Below are 25,781 nucleotides of genomic sequence, written 5' to 3'. Positions count from 1 at the left end.
ATGCTTATTCCTCTTAAACAAGATGCTATCAACGATTTAATACCTGCGATCGCAACTGGAAAGCAATATGCTTATTATTGGGCAAATTTTCCCACATTATTAAAAAATCTCTTTATTTCTCTAATTGGAGTGCTTTTTTTCTGGTTATTGGGGTCATTTTTTGGACGGGCGGGGGATAATATTTCTCTAATTTTTCGCATTGTGATGGGGCTATATTGGTTGTGGAGTCCTGTTTATTGGGCGAGTGTGAGAAATAATCGTTTTCGTCGTTATCGTTACTGTGGTTTCTGGCGAGGTAAAGTTTTAGACGTTTATTTGACTGAAGAAATCGTTAAAGAAGAATCTGCGATCGATAAATTAGGTAGAGTGATTATAGTAGAAAATCGTCGTCGTTTGTTTAACATGGAGATTGCCGATAAAAGCGGTTTTCGTGCCACTATTACCACCCCAGTCAAAAGAATTTATAAGTCTATTAATCGAGGACAAGCAGTAGAGGGTTTATTATTAACTAATGATCCTGATTTTATGAATATTGCTCAAATTACTGATGTTTATATTCCCCGCAATAAACTTTGGTTAGGAGAATATCCTTATCTACGGAGAGATGTTTTTCTTGATATTCGTAGGGAGTTAGCGGCAATTTACGGAAGATAATTTCAATATATTTACCCTTCTCCACTATTACTTAAACATTTTTCCAGTCATCTCTAATTTACACTAAAATCACGAAGCGATCGCGCCCCTGTTGTTTTGCTTGATATAAAGCTTTATCTGCCTTGGTAACAAAATTATCTAAAGAATCATCAACTTGAGGAATAGATGTGGTAACGCCAATACTTAAGGTAACGAACTTTAACACAGTGGAGGTTTTATGGTCAATTTTTAATTTGCGTACTTCTTGGAGAATTTTATTGGCGACAATTTGAGCTTCCTGTTGATTGGTGTTGGGTAAAATAATGGCAAATTCTTCTCCACCATATCGAGCGATACAGTCAGAATTATGACGGATAACAGATTTGAAAGTTTGTGCTACTTGGATTAAACAATCATCTCCTTGGGGATGTCCGTAAGTATCGTTATATTGTTTAAAACAATCAATGTCAATCAACAGCAAAGATAAAGGTTGTGCCATTACTAACATATTATGCCATTCTTCCCGTAAACGGCGATCGAAGTAACGACGATTAGCCACTTGAGTTAGACTATCGGTGTTAGCCATTTTTTCTAAAGTATAGTTAGCGTGTTTAAGGTTAAGTTGTGCTTGAGTTAATTCTCTAGTACGCTCAAATACCTTGATTTCTAAATTTTCCAGAGTTTCTTTTAAAGATTGCTGTGCAATTTGTCTCTCACTTAATACCGCCGATAGAATTAATGTCGTTAAAGAAAGCATGGCAGTAAAAGACTGTAACAACATTAAAGACTCATTCACAGAATTTTTGACAAATATTCCATAACCTTTACCTGTGGCGGTAATAGCCACAAATGCAACAAAACTAACTAATAAGCTAGAATTCCAACGATTTAAACGAAATACTCCCCAAATTAAAATCGGTAATAATAAATATTCGAGAGGATAGGCAAATTGGAAAATAATGATACAAATAAAGCACAAAATACTTAAGTTAATGATGATTTCTCCATAATTTGCTTTTTGATGCAAAACTTCTTTTTCTCGATAAATTATCATGGGCGGAGAAAATAAAATGTGAGCTAAAGCCGATGCTAACCACCAAGTAATAAAAGCAAGAGGATATTCTCTAATCGTTAAAGCGTTTACTATCAATAAACCTGTCACTCCTAACATGGCAGAAATTAAGGGAGCAAAAAAAGAGGCAACGATAAAAACTAAAACTGAAGATACATGAGTAAAAATCTCTTGATGCCGAGAAAATTTATTCAACAAATATCTAGCTAACCAAGGTTGTAAACAATTAGCAATTATACAGACAGTGTTGAGAAGAAGACTATTTATAAAAGATAAAGGAGGATCTAAACTAGATAAAGCAGGAATTAGACCAATAATAGAACCAATGATTATACCTGAAAAAACTTTTGTCCCATAGTAATAAACCATCGGTAGAGTTATAGCAGAAGGAAACCAAACCGATGCCACTTCCCCGGGTAAAGTCGTAAAAGCATGGCTAATTTGAATCGCAATAATATATGCGATCGCAATTCCACCATTGAGAAAAACTAACTTATGACCTTTCTGGCTTTGATTTTTCAACTTTCCTTACTGAAAAAAATACAGGTAGTATTATAGTAAAAGTAATTCTTTCATATTCTAGGAAATTTTTTGCAATCATAGTACAAAGATAAGAAAATTTAATCTACACCACTAATCTTGTTGATTAAATAAAGTAAAAGTAAGTAGTCATTAAGACAAGGTAAGGGGCAAAAGTGTTTAATTAACACGCTTCCCTAACACTCAATACCCCAATCCCTTAACACTGCAAGACACTAATATTAAACCCATACTGACTTACTTAAAATCCTTTAAAAGAAATAGTTTCCTCCATTTCTTTGATGTCATAGGTAATATTTTGACTATGTAAACCCCATTGATTAAGAATAATGCCCAATATAATTACAATACCCCCCAAATATTGAGCAGTAGTGGGAGATTCACCCAAAATAAAATAAGCCCCTAATATCCCTGCAATGGGATTAAAAGCATTTGCCCAAGAAACTTCATTGGCAGTAGTTAGCTTCAACCCTTGAAACCATGCTAATTGTCCTATAACTACTATTACAGCACTATAAATTAACATCCATTGCCATAAAAAAGGCGAGGTAACATGAGCAAAGTGGGAAAAACCATATAATATAATTGCGGCGACAAAAAATGCGATCGTACCTACTAAAGTACGAAATATACAGAAAAATCCTAGGGGAATAGTTTTTAAAGTAGTTTTACTAACCAAATTAGAAATCACCTTAAATATAGTCGCAATTAATACCATTAACTCCCCCTGCAAAATTCCTCCTTGCTGATAACTTCCATTACTCATTATGCTTATTCCTTGATTCGGTATATCTAACAAAACCGTCAAAAAAACTCCCACAAAAGAAAAAATTGATCCAAAAAGAATCCATTTATTTACTCTTTCTGACAAAAAACAGATAGAGACAATTAACATAAAAGGTATTTCTATTTGTGAGACTAAAACAATATTATTAACAGAAGTGATAGAAAGAGCATTAAAAAATAAAGCAGGTACTAAAGCACCATTAATTAAAGCCACAAATAACAGATTTAACCATTGTGACAATTTAATTCTTTGAAAAAGATTTACTTGGATTTCTTGACGATATATTATCAACAGTAAAATCAAAGCACATAAATTTCCGACAAAAAGAACATTACAGAAAGATATAGGATTACGACCATCAATAAAATGTTGCTCCCCGATTTCCGTTAACTTGCGAGTGAAAGCATTAGCAGTACCAAAAATTACCACTGCCAGTATTAAATAAAACCTTCCCTTAAATTCGTGAGGCAGATTTTCCATAGTAAGTATATTTTTATTATTTAACAATCATCCTGAAGCACGTCTTATCTGCCCTTAATACCTAATGCCGAAAAAATTGTTAACAATAGTTAAAATTAATTGTTAAGTAAAATATAGTAGAAAAACGGATTTACCCTCAAGATCAAACTAGCTATTATGATTAAAACATATAGAAAAAATGTTAAGAATCTCGAATTAAATGCCTAGCAAAATTACTATTGAGCAAGTTAATCAAATAGTTAACAACCTGCACCATAATCCCTTTGAGATATTAGGCTGTCACTTAATTTCAGAAAGGCAAAGGCAAAAAACATGGGTAATCCGTGCATATTTACCAAAAGCTGATAGTGTATCAGTGATGTTACCAGATAGTAAGCGACAATATCCGATGAAATCGGTTCATCATCCCCATTTTTTTGAGTGTGAAATCAAAGCCGAAAAATTAGATACCTACAAATTGAAAGTAAAAGAAGGTAAACAAGAAAAGATAATTTATGATCCTTATAAATTCAAAGATTCCCCTATCACTGACTATGATATTTACCTATTCGGAGAGGGAAACCATTATTGCATCTATGAAAAACTAGGGGCTCATGTCATTGAATTAGATGGAGTAAAGGGAGTATATTTTGCTGTTTGGGCTCCCAATGCCCGTAACGTTTCTGTAATTGGGGATTTCAATTCATGGGATGGTAGAGAACATCAAATGAGTAAAAAACAAGATATGATTTGGGAATTATTTATTCCCGATCTCGATTTTGGTACTCACTACAAATATGAAATTAAAAATTGGGAAGGTCATATCTATATTAAATCAGATCCCTTTGCTTTTTCTCAAGAAGCACGTCCGAAAACCGCTTCAGTGGTTAGTGATTTAGATACCTATCCATGGCAAGATCAAGAATGGTTAGAAAAACGCAGTAAAAGTGATCCTTTGACTCAACCTGTAGCCGTGTATGAAGTTCACTTAGGTTCATGGTTACACACATCGGAAGAAGAACCGTTAAAACAGTATGGCACAAAAGCTGAAATTGTCCATGCTTCTGAATATAAACCCTCCGCCCGTTACTTAACCTATTATGAGTTGGCAGAAAAATTAATTCCCTACGTCAAAAAATTGGGCTATACTCACATTGAATTATTACCTCTAGCAGAGCATCCTTATGATGGTTCGTGGGGTTATCAGGTAACGGGATATTATGCCCCTACTTCTCGTTATGGTACTCCTGAAGATTTAATGTATTTTATTGATCAATGTCATCAAAATGAGATTGGAGTTATTTTAGATTGGGTACCAGGACATTTTCCCAAAGATGCTCATGGGTTAGCCTATTTTGATGGTACACATTTATTTGAACATCAAGACCCTAGAAAAGGAGAACATAAGAGTTGGGGTACTTTGGTATTTAATTATGGTAGAAATGAAGTTCGTAATTTTTTGATTGCTAATGCCCTTTTCTGGTTTGATAAATATCATATTGATGGGATTAGGGTAGATGCGGTGGCTTCGATGCTTTACTTGGATTATGATCGAGAAGATGGAGAGTGGATTCCCAACGAATTTGGCGGTAGAGAGAATATTGAAGCGGTAGAGTTCATTAGGCAAGTTAATACGACTATTTTTGAGCAGTATCCTGGTATTTTATCCATTGCGGAGGAGTCAACGGCATGGGCGATGGTTTCTCGTCCTCCTTATATGGGGGGATTGGGTTTTAACATGAAGTGGAATATGGGCTGGATGCACGATATTTTGGACTATTTTAGTATGGATCCTTGGTTTCGTCAATTCCATCAGAATAACGTTACTTTCAGTATGTGGTATCACCAAAATGAGAATTTTATGTTGGCGTTTTCTCATGATGAGGTTGTCCATGGCAAAAGTAGTATGATTGGTAAAATGCCGGGGGATGAGTGGCAAAAGTTTGCTAATTTAAGGAGTTTATTTAGTTATATGTATGCTCATCCGGGTAAAAAAACCATGTTTATGAGTATGGAGTTTGGACAGTGGAGCGAGTGGAACATAAATACTGATTTGGAGTGGCATTTATTACAGTTCGATCGCCATAAGCAGTTACAAAAGTTTTTTATTGACTTGAATCATCTATATAAGAGTGAATCTGCTTTGTATGAAAGGGATTTTGAGGGGGATGGTTTTCAGTGGATAGATTGTAGTGATAATCGGCATAGCGTTGTTTCTTTTATTCGTCGTGGAGCTGATATTAATGATTTTATTGTGATTGTTTGTAATTTTACTCCTCAACCCCATAGTCATTATCGTATTGGAGTACCCCGTGCTGGTTTTTATAGGGAAATTTTCAATAGTGATTCAAGGGATTATGGTGGCAGTAATATGGGTAATTTAGGGGGAAAAATGACGGATGAATGGTTTTTCCATAATTATGATCATTCTCTCGACTTGTGTTTACCTCCTTTGGGTGTATTGATGTTAAAGCCTGAGCCTATACAGGAAGGGGTGATAGAAGAGAAAAATATTCCAGAAGATTTCCTCGAAGATTTCATTGATGAATCTGTTAGTTTGGAGGAAGAATGATTTGAGTTCGGGGTTCGGAGTTCGGAGTTAAGAGTAAAATTTAATTATACACTGTTCTCTATTCCCTGTTCTCTGTTCCCTGCCTCGTCAGAGGCTTATTACTCATTACTCAAACCATAAATGCTAGATAAAATTAAAGATATTGCTCAAGAAATTGCTCCTAGATTAATTGAAATCCGTCGTCATTTCCATGCTCATCCTGAGTTGAGTGGACAAGAATATCAAACGGCGGCTTATGTGGCGGGGGTTTTGTCTTCCTGTGGTTTGTCGGTGCAAGAGGGTGTTGGCAAAACTGGGGTAATCGGAGAATTGAAGGGTAATGGTAGTCAAAATCGCATTTTAGCTATTCGCACGGATATGGATGCTTTGCCGATTCATGAGGCTACTTCCCTTGATTTTGTGTCCCGTGTGCCGGGGGTAATGCACGCCTGTGGACATGATGTACATACAACTGTAGGATTGGGAACGGCGATGATTTTAGCTCAAATGTGCGATCGCATCGATGGAAATATTCGCTTTTTGTTTCAACCTGCTGAAGAAATTGCACAGGGAGCACTTTGGATGGTCGCTGATGGGGCGATGAAGGATGTGGATGCCATTTTTGGGGTTCATGTTTTTCCGACTATTCCTGCTCGTTCTGTGGGCATTCGCTACGGTGCTTTAACTTCGGCAATGGATGATTTAGAAATAACAATTCAAGGTGAAGCTGGTCATGGTGCAAGACCTCATCAAGCTATTGATGCCATTTGGATTTCGGCACAGGTAATCACTGCTTTACAACAGGCAATCAGTCGCACTCATAATCCGTTACATCCTTTGGTTTTAACTATTGGACAAATTAGCGGTGGCAGTGCCCCCAATATCATAGCGGATCAAGTGAAAATGGTGGGAACAGTGCGATCGCTCCATCCTGAAATTAGGGAAAATTTACCTAGTTGGATAAAAGGAATTGTTGAAGGTATTTGCAATATATACGGTGCAAAATGTGAAATTAAATATAATCATCGTCTTCCCAGTGTCCAGAATGACCTCAATTTGACGAAAATAATGGAAAAATCTGCAACAGAGGCTTTAGGAGAAGAAAAGGTTATTAATATTTTAGAACCATCTTTAGGGGCAGAAGATTTCGCTGTTTATTTAGATTATGCACCAGGTACAATGTTTCGCTTGGGTATTGGGATGGAAGAGAAAAAAAATTATCCTCTGCATCATCCCCGCTTTGAATTAGACGAATCATCAATTATTACTGGGGTTATTACTATGGCTTATAGTGCTTATCAATACTTCAAGTAAGGTTTTTATGGTTTGGCGTGTTGGGGTGTTGAGGGATTTGGGGATTGGAGGGAAATTTCCTTTTGACCTTAACTCCTAACTCAAATCATTGCCTCTTAACCCACTCAGGTTAATTAGTTGGTAAAATACCCAATTTAACAGCCACGTTTAAATCTTGATCATCTCGACGTAAGTTTAAAGTTAACTCTGAACCAACTTTTCTTGACTCCACAATTTTTTGTACTTGAGTAGAATCTTTAATTTTTTCTCCCTCAACTCCTTGGATAACATCCCCCGATTTTAAACCAGCTTGAGCCGCAGGAGAATTGGGCAGAACATTTACAATTAAAACCCCTTCTTCATCAACTAAATTCGGTTTATTCATTTCTTGTAATCGCTCTTTGGTTTGTGCATCAAGAGATACCATACTAATACCGATATAAGGATGTTCTACTTTACCATCAGCAATTAAGGTTTGGGCAATTTGTGCCGCTCGGTTAATGGGAATTGCAAACCCTAATCCTTGAGCATTTTGGATAATTGCGGTGTTGATACCAATTACTTCTCCTTTTGCATTTAAAAGAGGACCTCCAGAATTACCGGGGTTGATAGCCGCATCTGTTTGAATAAAGTCTAAACGCTTATCTCCCACGCCAATTTCAGAACTCGATCGCCCTGTAGCACTAACAATCCCCGTAGTTACAGTGTTATCTAAACCCAAGGGATTACCAATTGCGATCGCCCATTCTCCAATTACTAAATCATCGGAATTACCGATTTCTAATACAGGTAATTTTTCTGCATCAATTTGAATTACTGCCAAATCTGTGAGAGGATCAGACCCCAATACTTTACCTTCAAAAACTCTACCATCTTTGAGATTTACGGTTACTTCGGTTGCTCCATCTACCACATGAGCATTGGTTAAAATTTTACCATCTTCACTAATAATAAAACCAGATCCTGTACCTCTTTGAATCTGCTCATCAGGAACTTGAGGAACTTTATCTCCAAAAAACTGACGGAAAAAAGGATCATTAAACATCGGTGGAACATTAGTGGCAACCTTACGAGAAGCATTAATTCTCACCACTCCTGGCCCCACTTCCTGTACAACTTGAGCCACAAAATTAAGGTTCTCATTGTTGGGTAATGCGCTGATAGTAGAATCACCGTTATAAACTTTATCTTCTTTGAAAAGACGAGTTTCACCATCCTTAGTGAAAGCAAATAATTGAGGGGTGTTAACTAAATAATTTGTTCCTACTCCTATACCAGCACCTAACAATAGTAAAGATGCTCCCGTTGTAAATCTCTGCATAAATTTGTTAACCATAATAGCTCAAACCTCTGTAAAAATAATGAAATAATGCAAACTTAGAAAATAATTAATTACTAGACTGAAAAGAAAATAAGATAAAAAATAATTGCTACACAAATAAATTAATCACACGAACAAAAAAAATAAAAAAAAGTCAGGGATTAAAGGTGCGAAGGAGCTAAAGAGGAAAACCTATCTTTCTCCCTGACACTTAATACTATAAACAACTAATATGACTTTGATGTGAACCTAAGATGAAATTTTAGTGACATTTAGCCGCCGCATTAACCAACTCATTAGCGACTTTAATAGAGTAGGGTTTTATCAGCCACCAAATAAAAGGAGATAGCCACCCTCTAAGAGTTATAGAATAAGCAATATAACTACCGCATAAAGTGGACTCTATTTGATAAGTGATTCTTTGCTCAATACCCGGAATAGCCAGTAAACGGATACTCAGCAATTCTCTAGGACGCACACTTTCTACAAAAGCACGAATAGGAAAAGGAGTCAAACGGGTAACGACAGAAAAAATTAACCCCGGCTTAGGAATCAAGCCTTTAGGTAAATTTGTTTGAGAAAAAAGAGGATGCCATGACATATCTGCTAAATTAATTAATTTTCCCCAAACCATATCTACTGGAACACTAGAAGCGACTCGATAGGTTTTATATAGGGAACATTTACATAATAATTTGCCACCTTCTGTCAATAGTTTAAAGGAAAAATTTAAAATCATGGTCTTCACGGATTGACGAATACTTGGTGGAAAAATCTTTTATATAGATCACACCATTATCTATGATAACCACTAATAAATAATTTAAAGATTATCCTTATTGTTACTTTTCGTAACTAACTTAATTTCATTCTTACAATAGGGGTTGTTAAATTTGGCGAAGATAGTCAAAAGGCAAAGTTAAAAGGGCAATGGGCAAAGGTAAATAGTTAATAATTAATAACTCCTAACTTCTAACCCCGAACTCAGGTTTATGCTACATCATCATGAGCAAAGCGATTATAGAGAAAATCTAAGGCATGATTACGGAGGTCATAATAGTTGGGATCTTCCATAATCCTCTCTCTGTCTCGTGGACGAGGAAAAGGAATATTCATAATTTCGCCAATAGTTGCTTCTGGCCCATTGGTCATCATCACGAGGCGATCGCACAAAAACAGAGCTTCATCAATATCATGGGTAATCATTAAAACAGTGCAACGGTGTTCATTCCAGATGTTGAGTAATTCTTCTTGTAACTCCTCTTTGGTAATGGGATCTAATGCCCCAAAAGGTTCATCTAAAATAAGAACTTCGGGGCGTATGGCTAAGGCACGGGCGATGGAAGTACGTTGTTTCATCCCTCCAGAAATTTGGGTTGGTTTTTTATCCGCCGCATCGGTTAATCCCACTAATGCTAAATGATCCCGTGCGATCGCCCTTTTTTCTGCTTCTTTTTTGTTAGGATGAACTGAATCAATAGCTAAATAAACGTTTTCAAACACCGTTAACCAAGGTAAAAGGGCATAGTTTTGAAATACAACCATGCGATCGGGCCCCGGTTTAGTAATCTCTTTTCCTTTCACATGAACCGCCCCTAAAGTGGGTTGAGTGAAACCCGATACCATATTTAATAAGGTGGACTTTCCACATCCAGAATGCCCAATAACACAGATAAATTCCCCCTCCTCGACAATTAAATTAACGTCTTTTAAGACTGTCACCGAACCTTTAGGAGTAGGGTAAACCTTGGAAACGTTATCGATGGTTAAAAATGAATCCATATTTAATTGTTTTTCCATTTGTCTTACGATTTTTCTTCTTTGGGATACTTGCATGGTTTTCTCTGGTGTAAATCAATCAGGTTATTTGTGTCCAATCTTCTATGATTAAATTGGGTATTTTGGTAAAGTCTTTCTGATTACGGGTTAGTAAAATTAAATTTCGAGAAAGTGAGATCGATGCTATTCTCAAATCCATAGTGGATACACCAATTTTTTGATTTTTTAATTGTTGAAAAATAGCGATCGCATCTTTTTCAAAATCTAAAATTCTCGCTTCAGAAAAACTGTTAATAATTTGTTGAAGTAAGCGATAGCCCTTGTATAAATTTTCTGAATTTTGAGAACGAATAATATAGGTATGAGCCCCAATTATTTGTTCATGAAAACTAATAATAGAAAAAGCAAAATCGTCTGGAGAATAGTTACGGATACGCCTAATTAAAATTTCATGTTCAATACCTGATTTTCTTTGAAGAAAACTAATATGATTTGTGTCTAATAAAAACCTCATTTCTGATCCTGAATATCATTCATAGAAATTGTTTCTTGACGAAATTTTTGACCATATTCAAGGGCTTCTAAAAAGGTTTCTTCATCAGAGATTGAACCGATAACATTATCAAGCCAATTGTCAGATTTAGGATTTGATTTAATCTGATTTTGAATATTGATAACCGCTTCTTCTAAGATTGTCAGACGTTGTTCTATAGTTGCTTTTTTCGACATATTTATGACTTAATTTCGACTATTTATTTCCTATTCTAAACCTCCTATCAATTATTAAATACAACACTTCCCCCAATACCCCGACACCCCAACCCCAAATATTTAGGCGGCGACAAGAATACGAGAGTTTAGGGGAATTTCTGCCATAGTTATATCCCGTTTAATATTGAGATGGTTTAAATAGCCGATCGGATCTTCTCCATCAAAGGGAATACCGTCAAAGAGTTTAATTGGTTCACGGCGATACTTCAGATCTGTTAAACCCAATTCTCGACAGGCGGTACTAAAGACACTTACCCGACAAACCCTTTCTAATATCTCTACCCAGTTACGGGGAAAAGGAATATCACCCCAACGAGCCATCTGAGTAATCATCCATAAATGTTCAGTACGACTAGGGCGATTCATACCATCTCCAAAAAAGCGATGGTGGGCATACTCCGTATGCTTTTCTAGGTTGCAGGTATAGTTTTTCGGATCGCCTAGTTGAATATAATCAATGTTGGTACTCAGATATTGACGAGAAGCAAGGATTTCTCGAATTTCCTGATGATTTTCAGGATTGGCACAATATTGACAGGCTTCTAAGAGGGCTTTGACAAGGGCTATATGAGTATTAGGATAGGCGATCGCCCATTCTTCCCTGACTCCTAAAACCTTGCCGGGGTGTCCGTTCCATACCTCTAAATCTGTGGCAATGGTAAAACCGACATCTTCCATAGAAGCCCTTAAGTTCCAAGGTTCACCAACGCAGTAACCATCAATACTACCTGCTTTTAAATCTGCTACCATTTGGGCGGGAGGAATGGTTTGTAAATGGACATCTCGATCGGGATCTACTCCTTCTCCTGCCAACCAATAACGTAATAAGAGATTGTGCATGGATGATGGATGTACCATACCAAAGGTATGAGCATTATCAACAGACTCTAACAGCATTCTTTTGAGTTTGTGTCCATCGTGAATACCCTCATCATAGAATTTTTTAGCGAGGGTGACGGCATTACCGTTACGGGTGATAGTTAAAGCGGTGACGGTGGGTAAAGGTTCATCATTGTTGCCACCGATGGTTAACCAACTAGGCATTCCTGCTGGCATTTGTGCCGCATCTAAATAGCCTCCTGCAATTCCATCAACTATACCGCGCCAACTGGTTTCCCTCGCAAGGTTCACTTCCTCTAAGCCGTGTTTAGCAAAAAAGCCTTTTTCTTTAGCAACGGCAAGGGGTGCACAGGCGGTTAAGGGTACAAAACCGATTTCAAGGTTGATTTTTTCCAAACCATGACGGGCGATCGCACCGTGTTTTTGAGAGCGGAATTTTTTAATCCGTTTTTGTTGATTTAGGAAGTAAATAATTTCACTACGCAGACTGTAATAACTAGGGTGATTGACTACTTCTAAACGTTTACGGGGGCGGGGAATGTCCACCTCTAGGATACCGCCAATTTTTGAGCCAGGTCCGTTGGTTAACATGACTATGCGATCGCTCAAAAATACAGCTTCATCCACATCATGAGTTACCATCACCGCCGTAATTTCGTAACGGGCGCATATCTGCATTAATTGTTCCTGTAAATTACCTCTGGTTAAGGCATCTAAAGCTCCAAAAGGCTCATCCAATAACAACAATTTCGGACGAATAGCCAAAGCACGGGCGATCGCAACTCTTTGTTTCATTCCCCCAGAAATCTGATTAGGGAGTTTGTCGGCGGCATGGGATAAACCCACAAGGTTAATATGTTCATTAACGATGTCTTTTTTCTCCCTTTCCGAGTAACCCTTCATCACTTCATCCACCGCAAGGGAAATATTTTGGCGTACCGTCAACCAGGGTAATAAACAGTAACTTTGAAATATTACCATTCTTTCCGGACCCGGTTCTTTAACCTTTTTTCCTTCTAGGGTGACAATGCCTTCGGTGGGTAAATCTAACCCCGCAATCATATTTAAGAGAGTTGATTTTCCGCACCCAGAATGTCCAATTAAAGAGATAAATTCACCTTTTTTAATTTCTAAATTAATGCCTTTTAAAGCTAAATATTCGCCCCCTCCTGTCAGGGGAAAAACTTTTTCAATATTATCGACTGCGACGAATAAACTCATAGTTTTTCTATTTATAATCAATACTAAATAACACCCCAACAACCCAATACCCCAATACCCAAAAACTTTCACTACTGCCCCGGTGCTATAATCTTTTGCAAATAGGCGATCGCTCGATCGAGAATTAAACCCACTGCACCGATATAAATAACCGCTAAAATAATTTCACTGATATAGTTTTGTTGGTAAGCATCCCAGATAAAGAAACCGATACCCACAATCCCCGACATGACAATCTCCGCCGCAATAATCGCTAACCATGCCAACCCGATACCTATTCTTAAACCAGTGAAAATGTAGGGTAATGCTGAGGGTAAAAGAATTTTGAAGAAAAACTTTTGACGAGATAGTCGCAATACTTTCTGTACATTGATGTAGTCTTGGGGGATTTGTTTCACTCCTTCTGTGGTGTTGATTAAAATAGGCCACACCGCCGTAATAAAGATGACGAAAATTGCCGCAGGTTGGTTTTGCTGTAGTGCTACAAGGGCAATGGGAACCCACGCCAAAGGGGCAACCATGCGTAAAAATTGGAAAATTGGATCAAGGGCTTTATCTAAGAAAGGATTTGTGCCAACTACAATCCCTGTAGAAATACCCACCAATGCCGCTAGGGAATAGCCTTGTGCCACTCTTCCTAAACTAGCCATAGTTTGCCAAAATAAGCCTTTATCTAAACCACCTCGATCATAAAAAGGATATAACAATAAAGTACGGGTGCGATCGTCTGTAAATAAACTGCTAGGACCAGGTAAACGCATACCGGGTAACATCGAAACCGCCTCCCACAGTAAGAGAAACCCAACCACTCCCATAATCGGAGGGATTAAATCTCCCTTGTATTTTCGCCAAAACGTTAACACAGGATTATTATTCTTCCTGTTAGAAATTCTCATAGATGTTGTCATAATTAGCTCCTTTTCTATCCTCAAAAATGACAATAAAATCAAATGTTTTTAATGGTTAAACTGTTAAGATATTCCTGTGGATTAGTTGGATCAAAGGTTTTGCCATCAAAAAATATTTCCACTCCTCTTGATGTGCTAGTAGGAATATCTGCCGAAAATCCTGCTTCTGTTGCGGCTTCTCTCCATAAATCTTCTCTATTTACCCTGTCAATAATTTGCTGAATCTGGTCAAAATCATTAATTTGCCCTTTGTGGAAACCCCATCTTAATGTCTCTGTTAAAAACCACAAATCATGACTTTTATAGGGATAAGAAACACTACCAATATCATCTTTCCAATACAGAGGCCCCATTTTGAAATCATCCACATCGGGTTGCCCGTCTCCCATGGTGTATTTACCTGCGTAGGGCGGTTCGAGAATTTCAGGAGGGATATTAAAGTAATTTCTGCCAGAGACAATAGAAACCAATTCAGGGCGATTACTAGGATTATCACACCATTGTTGAGCTTCCATTAAACCCTTTAAAATAGCTTTAGTTGCCTTGGGATTTTGATCCACCCAATCCGCACGAATTGCCAAATATTCTTCAGGGTGAAATTTCCAAATTTGTGCCGTCAATGCTGACATATGTCCAATTTTGTCTGCAATAATACGATAAGGCCAAGGATCTCCTGTACTAAAAGCATCCATTGTACCGTTGCGCATTCCTTGCACAGTTTCGGCTGGAGGCACTGCCAACAAGTCAATATCTGTATCGGGATTTATGCCCCCTGCGGCGAACCAATAACGAATCCAAAAATCTTGGTTAACATTGGGGAAAGTATGAGCGGCTTTGAATTTTCTGCCTTGGTTACTAGGAAAACTCTTGATATAGTCTGCCGCACCACTAATATCTAAATGTACGCCCTTTCCTGCATGAATACCTGCGATCGCAATTCCGTTACCATGAGTATTAAGTTGAGCTAAAACATACATGGGAACTTTGTTGCCGTTGGTGATAATACCTTCACTGATTAAATGAGGCATGGGCATTTGCCATTGTCCTCCATCAATGCCACCTCCTTGAGAGCCAATAGTAACATTATCCCTTGCAGAAGCCCAGTTTGCCTGTTTAGAAAGCTCTACTTCTGTCATGCCATATTTAGCAAAAAAGCCCTTTTCTTTTGCCACAATCATTGCCGCAGATTCCACGATAGGAATATAACCTAACTTCACTTTTGTGGTTTCAGGCATCATTTCTGGACTAATATCCGTTGGTGCATTGGTAACATTATTATTTGCTGTACTACCTCCTCCCGGTTCAGGTGGATTACCGACACATCCTTTCAGTAAAACAGCACTCGCAGATATACCAGCAGTCAAAATAAATTTACGACGGGAAAAGTAAGACATCTAAACCTCTTTTGCTCCTATTTTGATTATTATTTATTGATAAAGTTAATAGACTAAAGGCTATGGTTATTGCTTTGGTGATTACCTTTAATCTATGGAAAATAGTATATCCTTAAACATTGGGGATTGTCTATAAGCTCAAACTATATTTTTAAATATAAATAATTACTATTTCTTATGCTTGATTGTATTTATAAACTAAGGGATAAGTAAAGCCAATTAAATAAAAGAAAGTTTGTAGTTACCCCTTTAAGGGTTTTAAATGTTCTTGAAATAAGGGCTTTAGCCCTTACTACTAACCGAGCCTATTTTACGTTTAATTAAGTGGAGCTACTTATTAATTTCCTTTTTTATTAACGAGAGGCAAAAGAGTTTTTTATTTTCTTAGAATAAGTAGAATAAGAAGTGTTAAATTTCTAGGACAGAAAATTCAGTTAAAGGTAGAAAACAATATATGAAGCTATTAAAGTACTTTTTTTTCAGACAATTAAGTTTTTTTTTCTGGTTTATTTTATTTTTTAATCCTCATATTAGTGTAGCTCAGGAAATAGAAAAACCTAATCCTTTAACGACAAATTTTAGTAGTGATTTAATTCCTAGTATTGACAGAGAAATCACTCCATTTGAGAAAAAAAGAATTAGAAATAGAATTGAAGAATTAAATAGTTTGGCTAGTACAGAATTATCTCAAGGTAATGATGATAATGCTTTTTCTGCATGGTATGAAGCTATTAATTTAAGTAGATATTTGGGCATAGAAGCTGAAATAAAAATGATTAATCAAGTGGGTAAAGTTGCTTGGGATAAAAGTAGAAATCAAGATATTAATTTTCTCACAGAAAGATTAAATATAATTGAAAATCAAGCCACAGAAAATAAAGAATTAGATGAGGAATTTTTGGCTATTTTAATTGATGCTCACGAAGTTTTACATAATATAGATCAATCTATTACTCTTAATCAAAATAATTTAGAAATTGCCCGTAACAATAATGATACTGATCAAATTAAATCTAGTTTGGAAAAGTTAGGAAATCTTTATCTTGCCAAGTTCGACTATTACAGTGCTGAACCTATTTTTAAGGAGCTTTTGGAAATTTCCCGTCAAAATGAGGACTATTTAGGAGAGGGTATTTATTTACGCAAATTAGCTGAGATAAGTCAGGCTTTAGTGAATCCTGCTAATTCTGTTAAATATAAAGAGGAATTGGTAGAAAATGGTTTACAAAATCAAAATTTAGCTTCTTTAGCTATGTTAAAAATTGCCATTGGTGATGATTATAAAAGTTTAAATGATCCTCAATCTGCTAGTCAATCTTATCAAGAAGCCTTTAATACTGCTTGGAGTAATCAACAATATGCGATCGCAGGAGATGCCCTTAAGAAACTAGGAAAACTATATCAAGAATATGAACAATGGGATTCGGCATTACAAATTTATCAAGAATTAATCAAGATAGAACAACAGTCTTATAATCTTTATGGTTTAATGAATACTTATGATTATATGGCAATAATTTATCAACAAAAAGAGGAAGAAAATCAAGCACTTCAATACTGGCAAAAAGCCTTAGAAATTGCTCGTCATCTTAATTATAAAGAAGATTATTTTTTCAGTAAAATTAGTCGTGTTAATGAGGAATAAGTTGGAGGTTTGTTTGTTTATTAGGGTATTGGGGGGAAACTAATTAATTAACCTCAGTTTGGTTTAAGAATATCCGATAAGGTTAGGTGTCACCTGAGTTCGGAGTTCGGAGTTCGGAGTTCGGAGTTAAAAGCAATAATTATTGACAAAAAAGCTGAATAAATTGATTTTACGTTAGTTCGGGTTAAGGCAATTTTATCGTTATTTCTAAGAAGCTATAAGGTTTTCTGACTACGAGTTGGTTTCAGCTTTCAGCTTATCCAAAACTCAGGTTAATTACCTTTGCTCCTTGCCCTTTACTTTTGCTTTCTCAAAACACTTTTTAAGCACCCTTTAAATCGGTAAAAAATTCTTGATAATGGTTAATAATTGTTCAGAAACAATCGGTTTGCTTAAGTAATCATCCATACCTAATTGCAAACACTTTTCCCTTTCTCCTTTGACTGTTCCTGCTGTGAGGGCGATAATAGGAGTATGGGTATTTGTTTCTTTTTCTTTTGCTCGAATCATGGAAGTTGCTTCATAACCGCTAAGTAGAGGCATTTGTAAATCCATTAAAATTAAATCGGGTTTGATTTCCATAAATTTTGCCACTGCTTCTTCTCCGTTTTTGGCTTTAATAATTCTGGCTTGGGGTAGTATTTTACTAATCATTGCTTTTGCTAGAGTTAGGTTTACTCGGTTATCCTCTGCAATTAAAATTGTGATGTGAGAGTAATTCGGTTGCGAGGTTGTATTCGATTCTATGGAAATAACGGAGGCATTGGCTTTTATTCTTAGCTGTGAGAGAGCGATAAAAAGTCTATTTAAGGTAATGGGTTTACTTTGCTGACTCTGAATTCCTAATTCTTTACAGGCTTGATGAATAAAACTATCTTCTGGCGTGCTATGGAGGAGAATAATTGGTAATTCTTCTGAAGAAATAAAGAGTTTTTGTCTAATGTGGCGAATTAACTCTATTCCATCCATTTCGGGCATTTCATAGTCAACTATGGCGGCTTGATATGTATTACTTTTTGTCAGTTTTTCAACTGCGATCGCACCTTCGTTGGCAATATCAGAGTTAATATTTTTCAGAGCCAACATATCTTGAAGAATACAACTATTATTAAGATTATCATCCACAACCAAAACTTTACTAATACTTTCTAAACCTTGATAATGGATTATTTCTCCTGCTTCGGTAACGAGATTAAGAGTAAAAAAGAAAGTGCTACCTTTACCTAACTCACTGGTAAGATTGAGTTGACTACCCATTAAATTAAGTAGCTTACTAGAAATCGTTAAACCTAAACCTGTGCCTCCATATTTACGGGTTGTGGATTCGTCTTCCTGAGTAAAAGCCTGAAAAATAATCTCTTGCTTTTGAGGAGAAATACCAATACCTGTATCCTTGACAGAAAAAAGTATCGTTGATTTTTCATTTTGAGAAGGTAATAGTTGAAGATTTAATTCTATTTCTCCTTTAAGGGTGAATTTGGTGGCATTTCCGAGAAGGTTGATTAAAATTTGTTTGAGTCTCACTTCATCCGTGTAGGCAAAACGGGGCAAATCAGGACTTATATTTAACAATAGTTCAATGTTTTTGTTATCTGTAATTTGGTAACGAATTAAGTCACTAACTTGGGTAGCTAACTCCCATAAATCAATTTTTTCATGGCTAATTTCTAGTTTTCCTGCTTCAATTTTGGAAAAATCAAGAATATCATTAATCAACTCTAATAATAGATTTCCTGATTGGTGAACTAATTTTAAATATTTTTTTTGGGTGAAGTTAAGGGAAGTTTGTAAAAGTAATTCCGAAAAACCGATAACTCCATTAAGAGGAGTGCGAATTTCATGACTCATATTCGCCAAAAATTCCGATTTTGCCTTACTTCCTGCTTCAGCTTTTTCTCTTGCTTGTTGTAAATTGGCTTCTAATCTATTTCTATCAATGGCGCTGGCAATACTATCGGCAAAACTAGATAATAAAGCAACTTCTCCTTCTGTCCATAATTTTTCTTGATGGCAACAGCTAAAACCAATCATAGCCATAACTCTACGATGGCGTTGCTCTACTGCCATATTATTATCGATAATGGGAATATAAACTAAGCCCTGAATATCCATTTTCAATAATTCTTTCTTAAAGGGGATACTATCATCTATATCTTTGGTGAGAATTTGAAAGGTTTTACCCTCTAAGATATAGTCGGCGGCGAGGGGAAATGCGGAGGCGGGGATATTCTGTAGGTAAGGATTTTTGATAGTTGGTTGTCTGCCGTCACCATAGCATTCATATTCTTGACTAAAAAATATTTCTGTTGCTTCGTGGCGAATACTTATATAGTAAGATTTATCTGCTTCTATTGCTTTAAGGATAATTGATAATGATTTATAAATTGCTTGGTTGATATTTTTATTCGATAGCAACTCTTTTGTAGCTTGTGCGATCGCAACTAAAACTTTTTCTTTCTGATATAGAATTTGATTGGTGTTTTTTAGTTCATTTTCAAAGGTTTTTTCTGAGGTAATATCTCTGACAATTCCTTCTATTCTGTAGGGGATTTTTTTTTCATCATAAATATATCTAGCTTTATTGTTAATCCATTTAACTTGCCCTTGAGTGGTAATAATACGATATTGTGCTGAAAAACAACCATAATTTGACAAATCTTGCCACATTTTCCCAACCATGGGTTTATCTTCAGGATGAATAAACTTTTCCCACAGGGAATTATCTGTCATCCATTCTTCATAAGGCAAACCATATATCTCTTCTACACATCGACTGACAAAAAGGGTTTTTAACTCTGGATAACTAACCGCCCATACCACTTCGCTTAAAGATTCTAAAATTGTCCGAATCTCATTTTTTGTCTCTCTTAATTCATCTTGAGCATTTTTATAGTCTGTAATATCAACTTGTGTGCCAAACCAAAACCAATTACCATTTCTATCTTTTTGGGGTTGCGATTGGAATTGCATCCAACGGATTTTATCATTGACAACTACTCTCGCTATATGATTGAAACATGACCTAGATGCGATCGCATCTTCACTTTTTTTGAGAAATAAATCTCGATCATCAGGATGAATTAGCATCATAGCACGAGAATTATCTGTTAAAACATCTTCCGCCTTCAAACCATTTAAAGCACACCAAACAGGGCTAACATAGGTAAAACTGGAATCTTGTGATAACTTATAAATGCCGATGGGAATAAAAGAAACTAACTGATTATACTCTTCTGTCTTTTCTTGTAATGCAATTTGACTTCGTTTTTGTTGATCAATATCTTGTATTGAACCATATATTCTCACACATCTGCCCTCTTGAAACTCAGGTTGAATAATTGCCCTAACCCAAATTTCTTTGCCCTTTCCAGTCACCAAAATTGCCTCTAAAAATCCCGTTTTCCCCTCATTAATGGCTTGATTAACCACTTCAATAACATATTCTCTATTTTTTCCCTGCTTATAAAAATTAATACCGTCTTCTAAAGAGGGTTGAGAGTCAAGGGGAATTTCATGAATTATTTTCGTCATCTCAGTCCAACAATTTTCTCCAGTCAACAGATTGACTTCCCAGCCCCCCACTCTGGCTAATTGACTTGTTTCAGTGAGTAATTCTTTGGTTTTAATTAATTCAAGCTCTCTTTTTTTCTTCTCTGTTATATCTCTAGCTGTAGCGTAAATTAAATTATTTTCATAATAAGCATTCCACTGTAAATATAGATAGTAGCCCTGATAATGACGGTAGCGATTTTCAAAATTGACTAATCTACCTGAAGTGACAACCTGTTGAGTAGCTTCTTGAGTCTTAGTAATATCATCGGGATGAATAAAATCAAGATAAGAAATGTTTTCCAAAAAATCTGACGAATAACCTAAAACATCTTCCCAAGCCTTACTTACTTTAACAAAATTTCCCTGTAAATTCGCAACACACAATAAATCTAAAGATAGAGAAAAAAAGTTATCTATATTAATTTCCTGCTTTTGAGTATCTTTTCCCCCATGAGGTTCAAATTTATTTTCCGTCATTTTCTTTGCCCGTATCAAAATATTTAATCTTCAATTTTTTTCATAATTCCTAATTTTTAGGTGTTTCTTATCTTTGTTAAGCTAGGACAAATATAAATCTTTAAGGGGCAGTAAGCAACAAATAAGGGTTTGAATCATTTTTAAGAATTTATAAAAAAGTTAAGTTTAATGAGTCTTAGATTAATCTTAGAACAAAGAACGGATTTTAGTATCTAATTCAGAAAGACGTAAAGGTTTATAAAGACAATAATCTACCCCTAAATTAATTAAATATTTTTCTTGATTATCCATTATCAAAGGGATTAAAACCATTATGGGGGTACTATCGAAATAAGAATTTTGACGGATTTTTTGAATTATATTTACCTCCTCTTCTGTTAGGTAGGAAGAAAAATCAACTAAAATTAAATGAGGTTTTTTGCTAATAACTAAATCAATATTAAAATCTTTATTTTCTATTAATAAAAAGTGGTATCCTTTTGCGGTAAGATAACTATTAACAGTATCGAGATAATTTTTGTTGTCTTCATTCATGAAGGTTATTAAAGTGGGGAATAATTCTCTTTGAATATCTTTCTTTTTATCATTAAATTCGTCTATAGGCTTAGATGAAAGACTCTTTTCTTCATGGGAAGGTAAAGTAAAACTAATACAAGTTCCTTTCCCTAATTCACTGGTTAAATTAATTTCACCACCATGATTCTCGACAATTTTTTTAACTAGAAATAGTCCTAAACCAGTACCTTCATATTGACGATTAAGTTTACCATCAATTTGACTAAAAGGTTGAAAGAGGCGATCGAAGTTTTCTTTTGCAATGCCGATACCCGTATCTTTAATAGTGATATTAATTAAATCTAGCTCTTCAGAATTAGGACTAGGAATTAAAGAAACTTCTAGGGTAATTTTACCATTTTCTGGAGTAAATTTAATGGCATTATTTAATAAATTAACTAATACTTGACGTATTCTTTTTTCATCAACAATAACTTGAGGTAAATTCGGACTAATTTTTGTTTCTAAAGTCAGATTTTTTTTCTCTAAAGATTGTTTAACTGAGTGAATACTTGGTTTAATAATATGTTCAATAGAAGTCTCAAATAAAGATAGTTCGAGATTATCAGAATCTATTTTGGCAAAATCGAGTATGTCATTAATTAATTCGAGTAAATGATTTCCAGCGTCTTGAATGGTTGTTAAGGGCTTAATTTGTTGCGGACTAACTTGCCCAAAAACTCTCTCTAGTAAAGACTCAGTCATTCCCAAAATGGCATTAAGAGGAGTGCGCAATTCATGACTCATATTGGCAATAAATTGACTTTTAGCAATGTTGGCTTTTTCGGCGGCAACTTTTGCTTCTTGTAGCCAAATAGTTTTCTGTTCTATTTCTGTTTGCAGATTATGGGTTAATTTATTTAATTGTATGTGAGTTTTGACCCTTGCTAAAACTTCTTGATCTTGAAACGGTTTAGTAATATAGTCTAATGCCCCTAATTCAAATCCTTTCACCTTACTATCTAAATCATTTAATGCCGTCATGAAAATCACTGGTATTTTAACAGTGTCGGGATTTTCCTTTAACTTTTGACACATGGTAAACCCGTCCATCTTCGGCATTTGAATATCCAATAAGATTAAACTAGGTCTAATTCTGATGAGTTGCTTTAATGCTCTTTCTCCATTAGTTGCGATCGCAACTTCATAACCAGCCTGAATTAAAGTTTCTGAGAGTACATTTAAGTTACTAGGTACATCATCAACGATTAAAATTAAATCTTTAGTGGACTTCAAATCATGACTCATGGTAATTGGTTACTTTGGCAAAGCTAATGATCAATAGTGATAGTATTAAGGGATTCGTGAATAAGAGACTCTATTTCTTCTATTTCAAACTCCTTAGCTAGTTTTAGCACTTTTTTAATAAAAGGTAAATAGCGAGGGTTTTGGTTTGCTATTTCTTCTGCTTTTAAGGTCAATTTTGATAATAAACCATCTTCTGCGAAAGTTAAGAGCATTTGTAAGTCAGCTTGGGGAGGAATTAGCATTTCTTCTTCTAAATTACTGCTTAGAGATGAATTTTGTATAGCAGTATATTTCCAAGTTAAATGTAAATATTTAGTCAATAACTCCAGTAACTCTTCCACATCTACTGGTTTGGGTAAAAAATCATTTCCCCCAGCATGGATGCACATTTGCCTATCAACATCAGAAACAGAGGCAGAAGAAACTATTATTTTTTGATCTTGAAAAAGACAATCATTTCTCAAGGTTTTAATCAACTCATAACCATCCATCACGGGCATAACAATATCTGTGATAATCAAATCAAAATGCTTTTGTTTAATAATATTTAAGGCTTCAGCGCCATTTTTCGCTTCGGTGATGATAAATCCAATAGGCTCAAGTAAATTAACTAAAACGGAGCGATTTTCCCAACGGTCATCTACCACTAAAATATTAATAGATTCACCCTCATAACCAATAATTTGATTCTCATCTTTCTTCAATAAATCTTGATTCCAACTATGGGAAAGAGGCACATTAATTGTAAAAGAAAAAGTGCTACCCTTGCCTAATTTACTTTTAACTTCTATTTTGCTATCCATTAATTCAACTATTTTTTGACTGATAGCAAGTCCTAAACCTGTTCCTTCAGCATAGCGTTTTTTATCTGTGCCGACTTGTTCAAAAGCATGAAAAATCTTTTCTAAATCTTGTTTAGCAATGCCAATACCTGTATCTTCGATTTCAAAATTGATTAGACAATTAGAAGAATCTCGCAAATTATATCCTTCTGAATTTAAACAAGTTACCCGAAAAATAACTCTCCCTTTATCAGTAAATTTGATTGCATTATTGATCAAATTAATTAAAACCTGACGTAGTCGTTTTTCATCAGATGCGATCGCAGTTGGTAAACTATGATCATAATCATAAATAAACTCTATACCCTTTTTATCAGAACGAACCCGACAAATTTCCACAACTCCTTGTAAAAAAGAAGCTAGATGAATAATGTTAGGATTCAAGTCAAGTTTTCTGGCTTCGATTTTGGAGAGGTCTAATATATCATTAATGAGGGTGAGTAAATGACTACCACACTGATAAATTATTTGAATACCATTACGCTCTTTTTCAGGAATAACAGTAGAGCGACTAAGGATTTGAGCGTAGCCCAAAATACCATTAAGGGGAGTGCGTAACTCATGACTCATATTCGCTAAAAATTCACTTTTTGCCTGATTTGCTTCATCGGCGATGGTTTTTGCTTCTTTTAGTTGAGTAGTATAAACTCTTTCTTGTTCTAATAAATCCCGAACATAAGTAATTAACTTATTCAAAGAATCTGCTAACATTCCCACTTCATCTTTAGTTTCAACGTTAGCCTGTAAGCTAAAATCCGACTCTTGAGTAATTTGTCTTGCTAAGGCATTTAGATTTTGAATGGGACGAGAAATGGTATTACTAATAGATAAGGAAAGGACAATACCTAAAATTATAGAAATAGCCACACTGTATAATGTTATTTGTGTTCTTAGGTTTTCTGCTTTTAGTAAACGTATTGTCGCTAAATCATCAAGTGCGATCGCATCTTCGTAATAATTCCGTAGTTGATTAGGAAATTCAATAAATGTAACAAATTCTTTACTTTTTACTAAGTTTACTACTAATTTTTCCACCTGAGAATTATTTCCCACTGCAAACAAACCATTCGCTTCGGCAAGGAATATTTCTACCTTCTGCTTAAAAACATTCAAATCCCGAACATACTGCTCTAAAAGAATATCTAAACCCTCAAGATTAGAGGAATTGTGGGATTGATTATAACTAACAACATTATCTTTAATGTGGTCAATTCTTTGAATAAGTTGAGAAGTTTCTCTCCGAAAATCATCAGGTGTATTAACAAGAGGAGTTAGTTGTTTAGCAGGACGATTATAGAGAATATCAATTTGTAGAGTGCTAAGTAATTCCCTTTGCTTAGAGGCTTGTTGTTGAGCTTCTAAGGCTTTTTGCTGATAATAATTGCCCAAAAATAAACCGATTCCAGCACCCAAGAGAGTAACACCAATGACAACACCGTAACCACTGACAATTTTGGTTTTGATTTTCACCTTGTTTCAAGATGTTTTTGGTAATTAAGATTTTGAGTAAACGTCAATTATCAATCATCAATCATCAATCATCAATCAGGAGACTTAAGCCACTGCGTAAGCCACTTTCAAAGCCCAGATAATTAAAGCGGCAATACTACCCAGAATAATGACCGCAGATACTGCCACAACTATGGGTTTATCTGCACCGTCAAATTTCATAATGCCACGATTTAAGTCAGACATAGGAAAATATTATTTTTAAATTAAAAATTGCCTATCTAATAGATTAACTTAAAACCAATCTCACGGTTCAAATATGAGAAAAATGTCAATATTCTTAACCATCTGGGGAAATTTAGGGGAATGGGGAATGGGGAATAGGCACTCTTGCAATAGTTTTTAATGGTTTATGGTTATAAATTGATAATCTCAACATTTTTA

Annotated in this window: 18 protein-coding genes; 4 read left to right on the top strand and 14 right to left on the bottom strand. The window is 35.5% G+C overall.

The genetic code is table 11. The features are described 5' to 3' along the window. A complete protein-coding gene (locus Dongsha4_RS03540) occupies positions 1-654 on the top strand; it encodes a phosphate ABC transporter permease (RefSeq protein ID WP_330204371.1) in 654 nt (217 codons plus the stop codon). Between the two features lie 58 nt (positions 655-712). Here Dongsha4_RS03540 and Dongsha4_RS03535 read toward each other — a convergent pair whose 3' ends face one another. After that, positions 713-2,227 carry a sensor domain-containing diguanylate cyclase gene (locus Dongsha4_RS03535; RefSeq protein WP_330204370.1) on the bottom strand — a complete coding sequence of 505 codons (1,515 nt, stop codon included), beginning with the start codon at positions 2,225-2,227 and terminating at the stop codon, positions 713-715. A gap of 259 nt (positions 2,228-2,486) precedes the next feature. Next, positions 2,487-3,512 carry a DMT family transporter gene (locus Dongsha4_RS03530; protein ID WP_330204369.1) on the bottom strand — a complete coding sequence of 342 codons (1,026 nt, stop codon included), beginning with the start codon at positions 3,510-3,512 and terminating at the stop codon, positions 2,487-2,489. Positions 3,513-3,711: 199 nt separating this feature from the next. Here Dongsha4_RS03530 and glgB point away from each other — a divergent pair, with 199 nt between their 5' ends. Both glgB and Dongsha4_RS03520 read left to right on the top strand, forming a co-directional pair. Then, complete coding sequence (gene glgB, locus Dongsha4_RS03525) at positions 3,712-6,063, top strand: 1,4-alpha-glucan branching enzyme (RefSeq protein ID WP_330204368.1); 2,352 nt, start codon at positions 3,712-3,714, stop codon at positions 6,061-6,063. A 120-nt stretch (positions 6,064-6,183) separates the two neighbouring features. Continuing rightward, complete coding sequence (locus Dongsha4_RS03520) at positions 6,184-7,356, top strand: M20 family metallopeptidase (RefSeq protein ID WP_330204367.1); 1,173 nt, start codon at positions 6,184-6,186, stop codon at positions 7,354-7,356. A gap of 109 nt (positions 7,357-7,465) precedes the next feature. Here Dongsha4_RS03520 and Dongsha4_RS03515 read toward each other — a convergent pair whose 3' ends face one another. The 8 genes from Dongsha4_RS03515 to Dongsha4_RS03480 all read right to left on the bottom strand — a co-directional run bounded on the left by Dongsha4_RS03515 (position 7,466) and on the right by Dongsha4_RS03480 (position 15,569). Beyond that, the gene (locus tag Dongsha4_RS03515; protein ID WP_330204366.1) at positions 7,466-8,671 is read right to left on the bottom strand and encodes an HhoA/HhoB/HtrA family serine endopeptidase; all 1,206 of its coding nucleotides are present in this window, start codon (positions 8,669-8,671) and stop codon (positions 7,466-7,468) included. Positions 8,672-8,918: 247 nt separating this feature from the next. Further along, positions 8,919-9,395, bottom strand: a complete 477-nt coding sequence (locus Dongsha4_RS03510) for a hypothetical protein (protein ID WP_015219699.1) — start codon at positions 9,393-9,395, stop codon at positions 8,919-8,921. 251 nt (positions 9,396-9,646) lie between these two features. After that, positions 9,647-10,456 carry a nitrate ABC transporter ATP-binding protein gene (locus tag Dongsha4_RS03505; protein ID WP_330205385.1) on the bottom strand — a complete coding sequence of 270 codons (810 nt, stop codon included), beginning with the start codon at positions 10,454-10,456 and terminating at the stop codon, positions 9,647-9,649. Between the two features lie 58 nt (positions 10,457-10,514). Further along, complete coding sequence (locus tag Dongsha4_RS03500) at positions 10,515-10,949, bottom strand: type II toxin-antitoxin system VapC family toxin (protein ID WP_330204365.1); 435 nt, start codon at positions 10,947-10,949, stop codon at positions 10,515-10,517. After that, on the bottom strand, positions 10,946-11,164 hold the full coding sequence (locus Dongsha4_RS03495; protein WP_330204364.1) for a transferase hexapeptide repeat containing protein: 219 nt from the start codon (positions 11,162-11,164) through the stop codon (positions 10,946-10,948). Before Dongsha4_RS03495 ends, Dongsha4_RS03500 begins: the two co-directional genes overlap by 4 nt. 102 nt (positions 11,165-11,266) lie before the next feature. Next, the gene (locus tag Dongsha4_RS03490; RefSeq protein WP_330204363.1) at positions 11,267-13,267 is read right to left on the bottom strand and encodes a nitrate ABC transporter ATP-binding protein; all 2,001 of its coding nucleotides are present in this window, start codon (positions 13,265-13,267) and stop codon (positions 11,267-11,269) included. Positions 13,268-13,338: 71 nt separating this feature from the next. Continuing rightward, positions 13,339-14,175 (bottom strand): nitrate ABC transporter permease, encoded by an 837-nt coding sequence (gene ntrB / locus Dongsha4_RS03485; RefSeq protein ID WP_330204362.1) that lies wholly within the window; start codon positions 14,173-14,175, stop codon positions 13,339-13,341. 38 nt (positions 14,176-14,213) lie between these two features. Beyond that, the gene (locus tag Dongsha4_RS03480; protein WP_330204361.1) at positions 14,214-15,569 is read right to left on the bottom strand and encodes a CmpA/NrtA family ABC transporter substrate-binding protein; all 1,356 of its coding nucleotides are present in this window, start codon (positions 15,567-15,569) and stop codon (positions 14,214-14,216) included. 454 nt (positions 15,570-16,023) lie between these two features. On the opposite strand from Dongsha4_RS03480, the gene Dongsha4_RS03475 reads away from it, so the two are divergent. Further along, positions 16,024-17,214 (top strand): tetratricopeptide repeat protein, encoded by a 1,191-nt coding sequence (locus tag Dongsha4_RS03475; protein ID WP_330204360.1) that lies wholly within the window; start codon positions 16,024-16,026, stop codon positions 17,212-17,214. A 333-nt stretch (positions 17,215-17,547) separates the two neighbouring features. Here Dongsha4_RS03475 and Dongsha4_RS03470 read toward each other — a convergent pair whose 3' ends face one another. The 4 genes from Dongsha4_RS03470 to Dongsha4_RS03455 all read right to left on the bottom strand — a co-directional run bounded on the left by Dongsha4_RS03470 (position 17,548) and on the right by Dongsha4_RS03455 (position 25,583). Continuing rightward, positions 17,548-21,243 carry a PAS domain-containing hybrid sensor histidine kinase/response regulator gene (locus Dongsha4_RS03470; RefSeq protein WP_330204359.1) on the bottom strand — a complete coding sequence of 1,232 codons (3,696 nt, stop codon included), beginning with the start codon at positions 21,241-21,243 and terminating at the stop codon, positions 17,548-17,550. Positions 21,244-21,429: 186 nt separating this feature from the next. Further along, positions 21,430-23,046, bottom strand: a complete 1,617-nt coding sequence (locus Dongsha4_RS03465) for a response regulator (protein WP_330204358.1) — start codon at positions 23,044-23,046, stop codon at positions 21,430-21,432. Between the two features lie 23 nt (positions 23,047-23,069). Next, positions 23,070-25,358, bottom strand: a complete 2,289-nt coding sequence (locus Dongsha4_RS03460) for an ATP-binding protein (protein WP_330204357.1) — start codon at positions 25,356-25,358, stop codon at positions 23,070-23,072. Between the two features lie 84 nt (positions 25,359-25,442). Further along, the gene (locus Dongsha4_RS03455; protein WP_015219695.1) at positions 25,443-25,583 is read right to left on the bottom strand and encodes a hypothetical protein; all 141 of its coding nucleotides are present in this window, start codon (positions 25,581-25,583) and stop codon (positions 25,443-25,445) included. Between the last annotated feature and the right edge of the window lie 198 nt (positions 25,584-25,781).

The organism is Cyanobacterium sp. Dongsha4 (assembly GCF_036345015.1).
Classification (GTDB): Bacteria; Cyanobacteriota; Cyanobacteriia; order Cyanobacteriales; family Cyanobacteriaceae; genus PCC-10605.
Note: the sequence above shows the minus strand (reverse complement) of the source record. Positions and strands in the feature narration are given on the sequence as shown.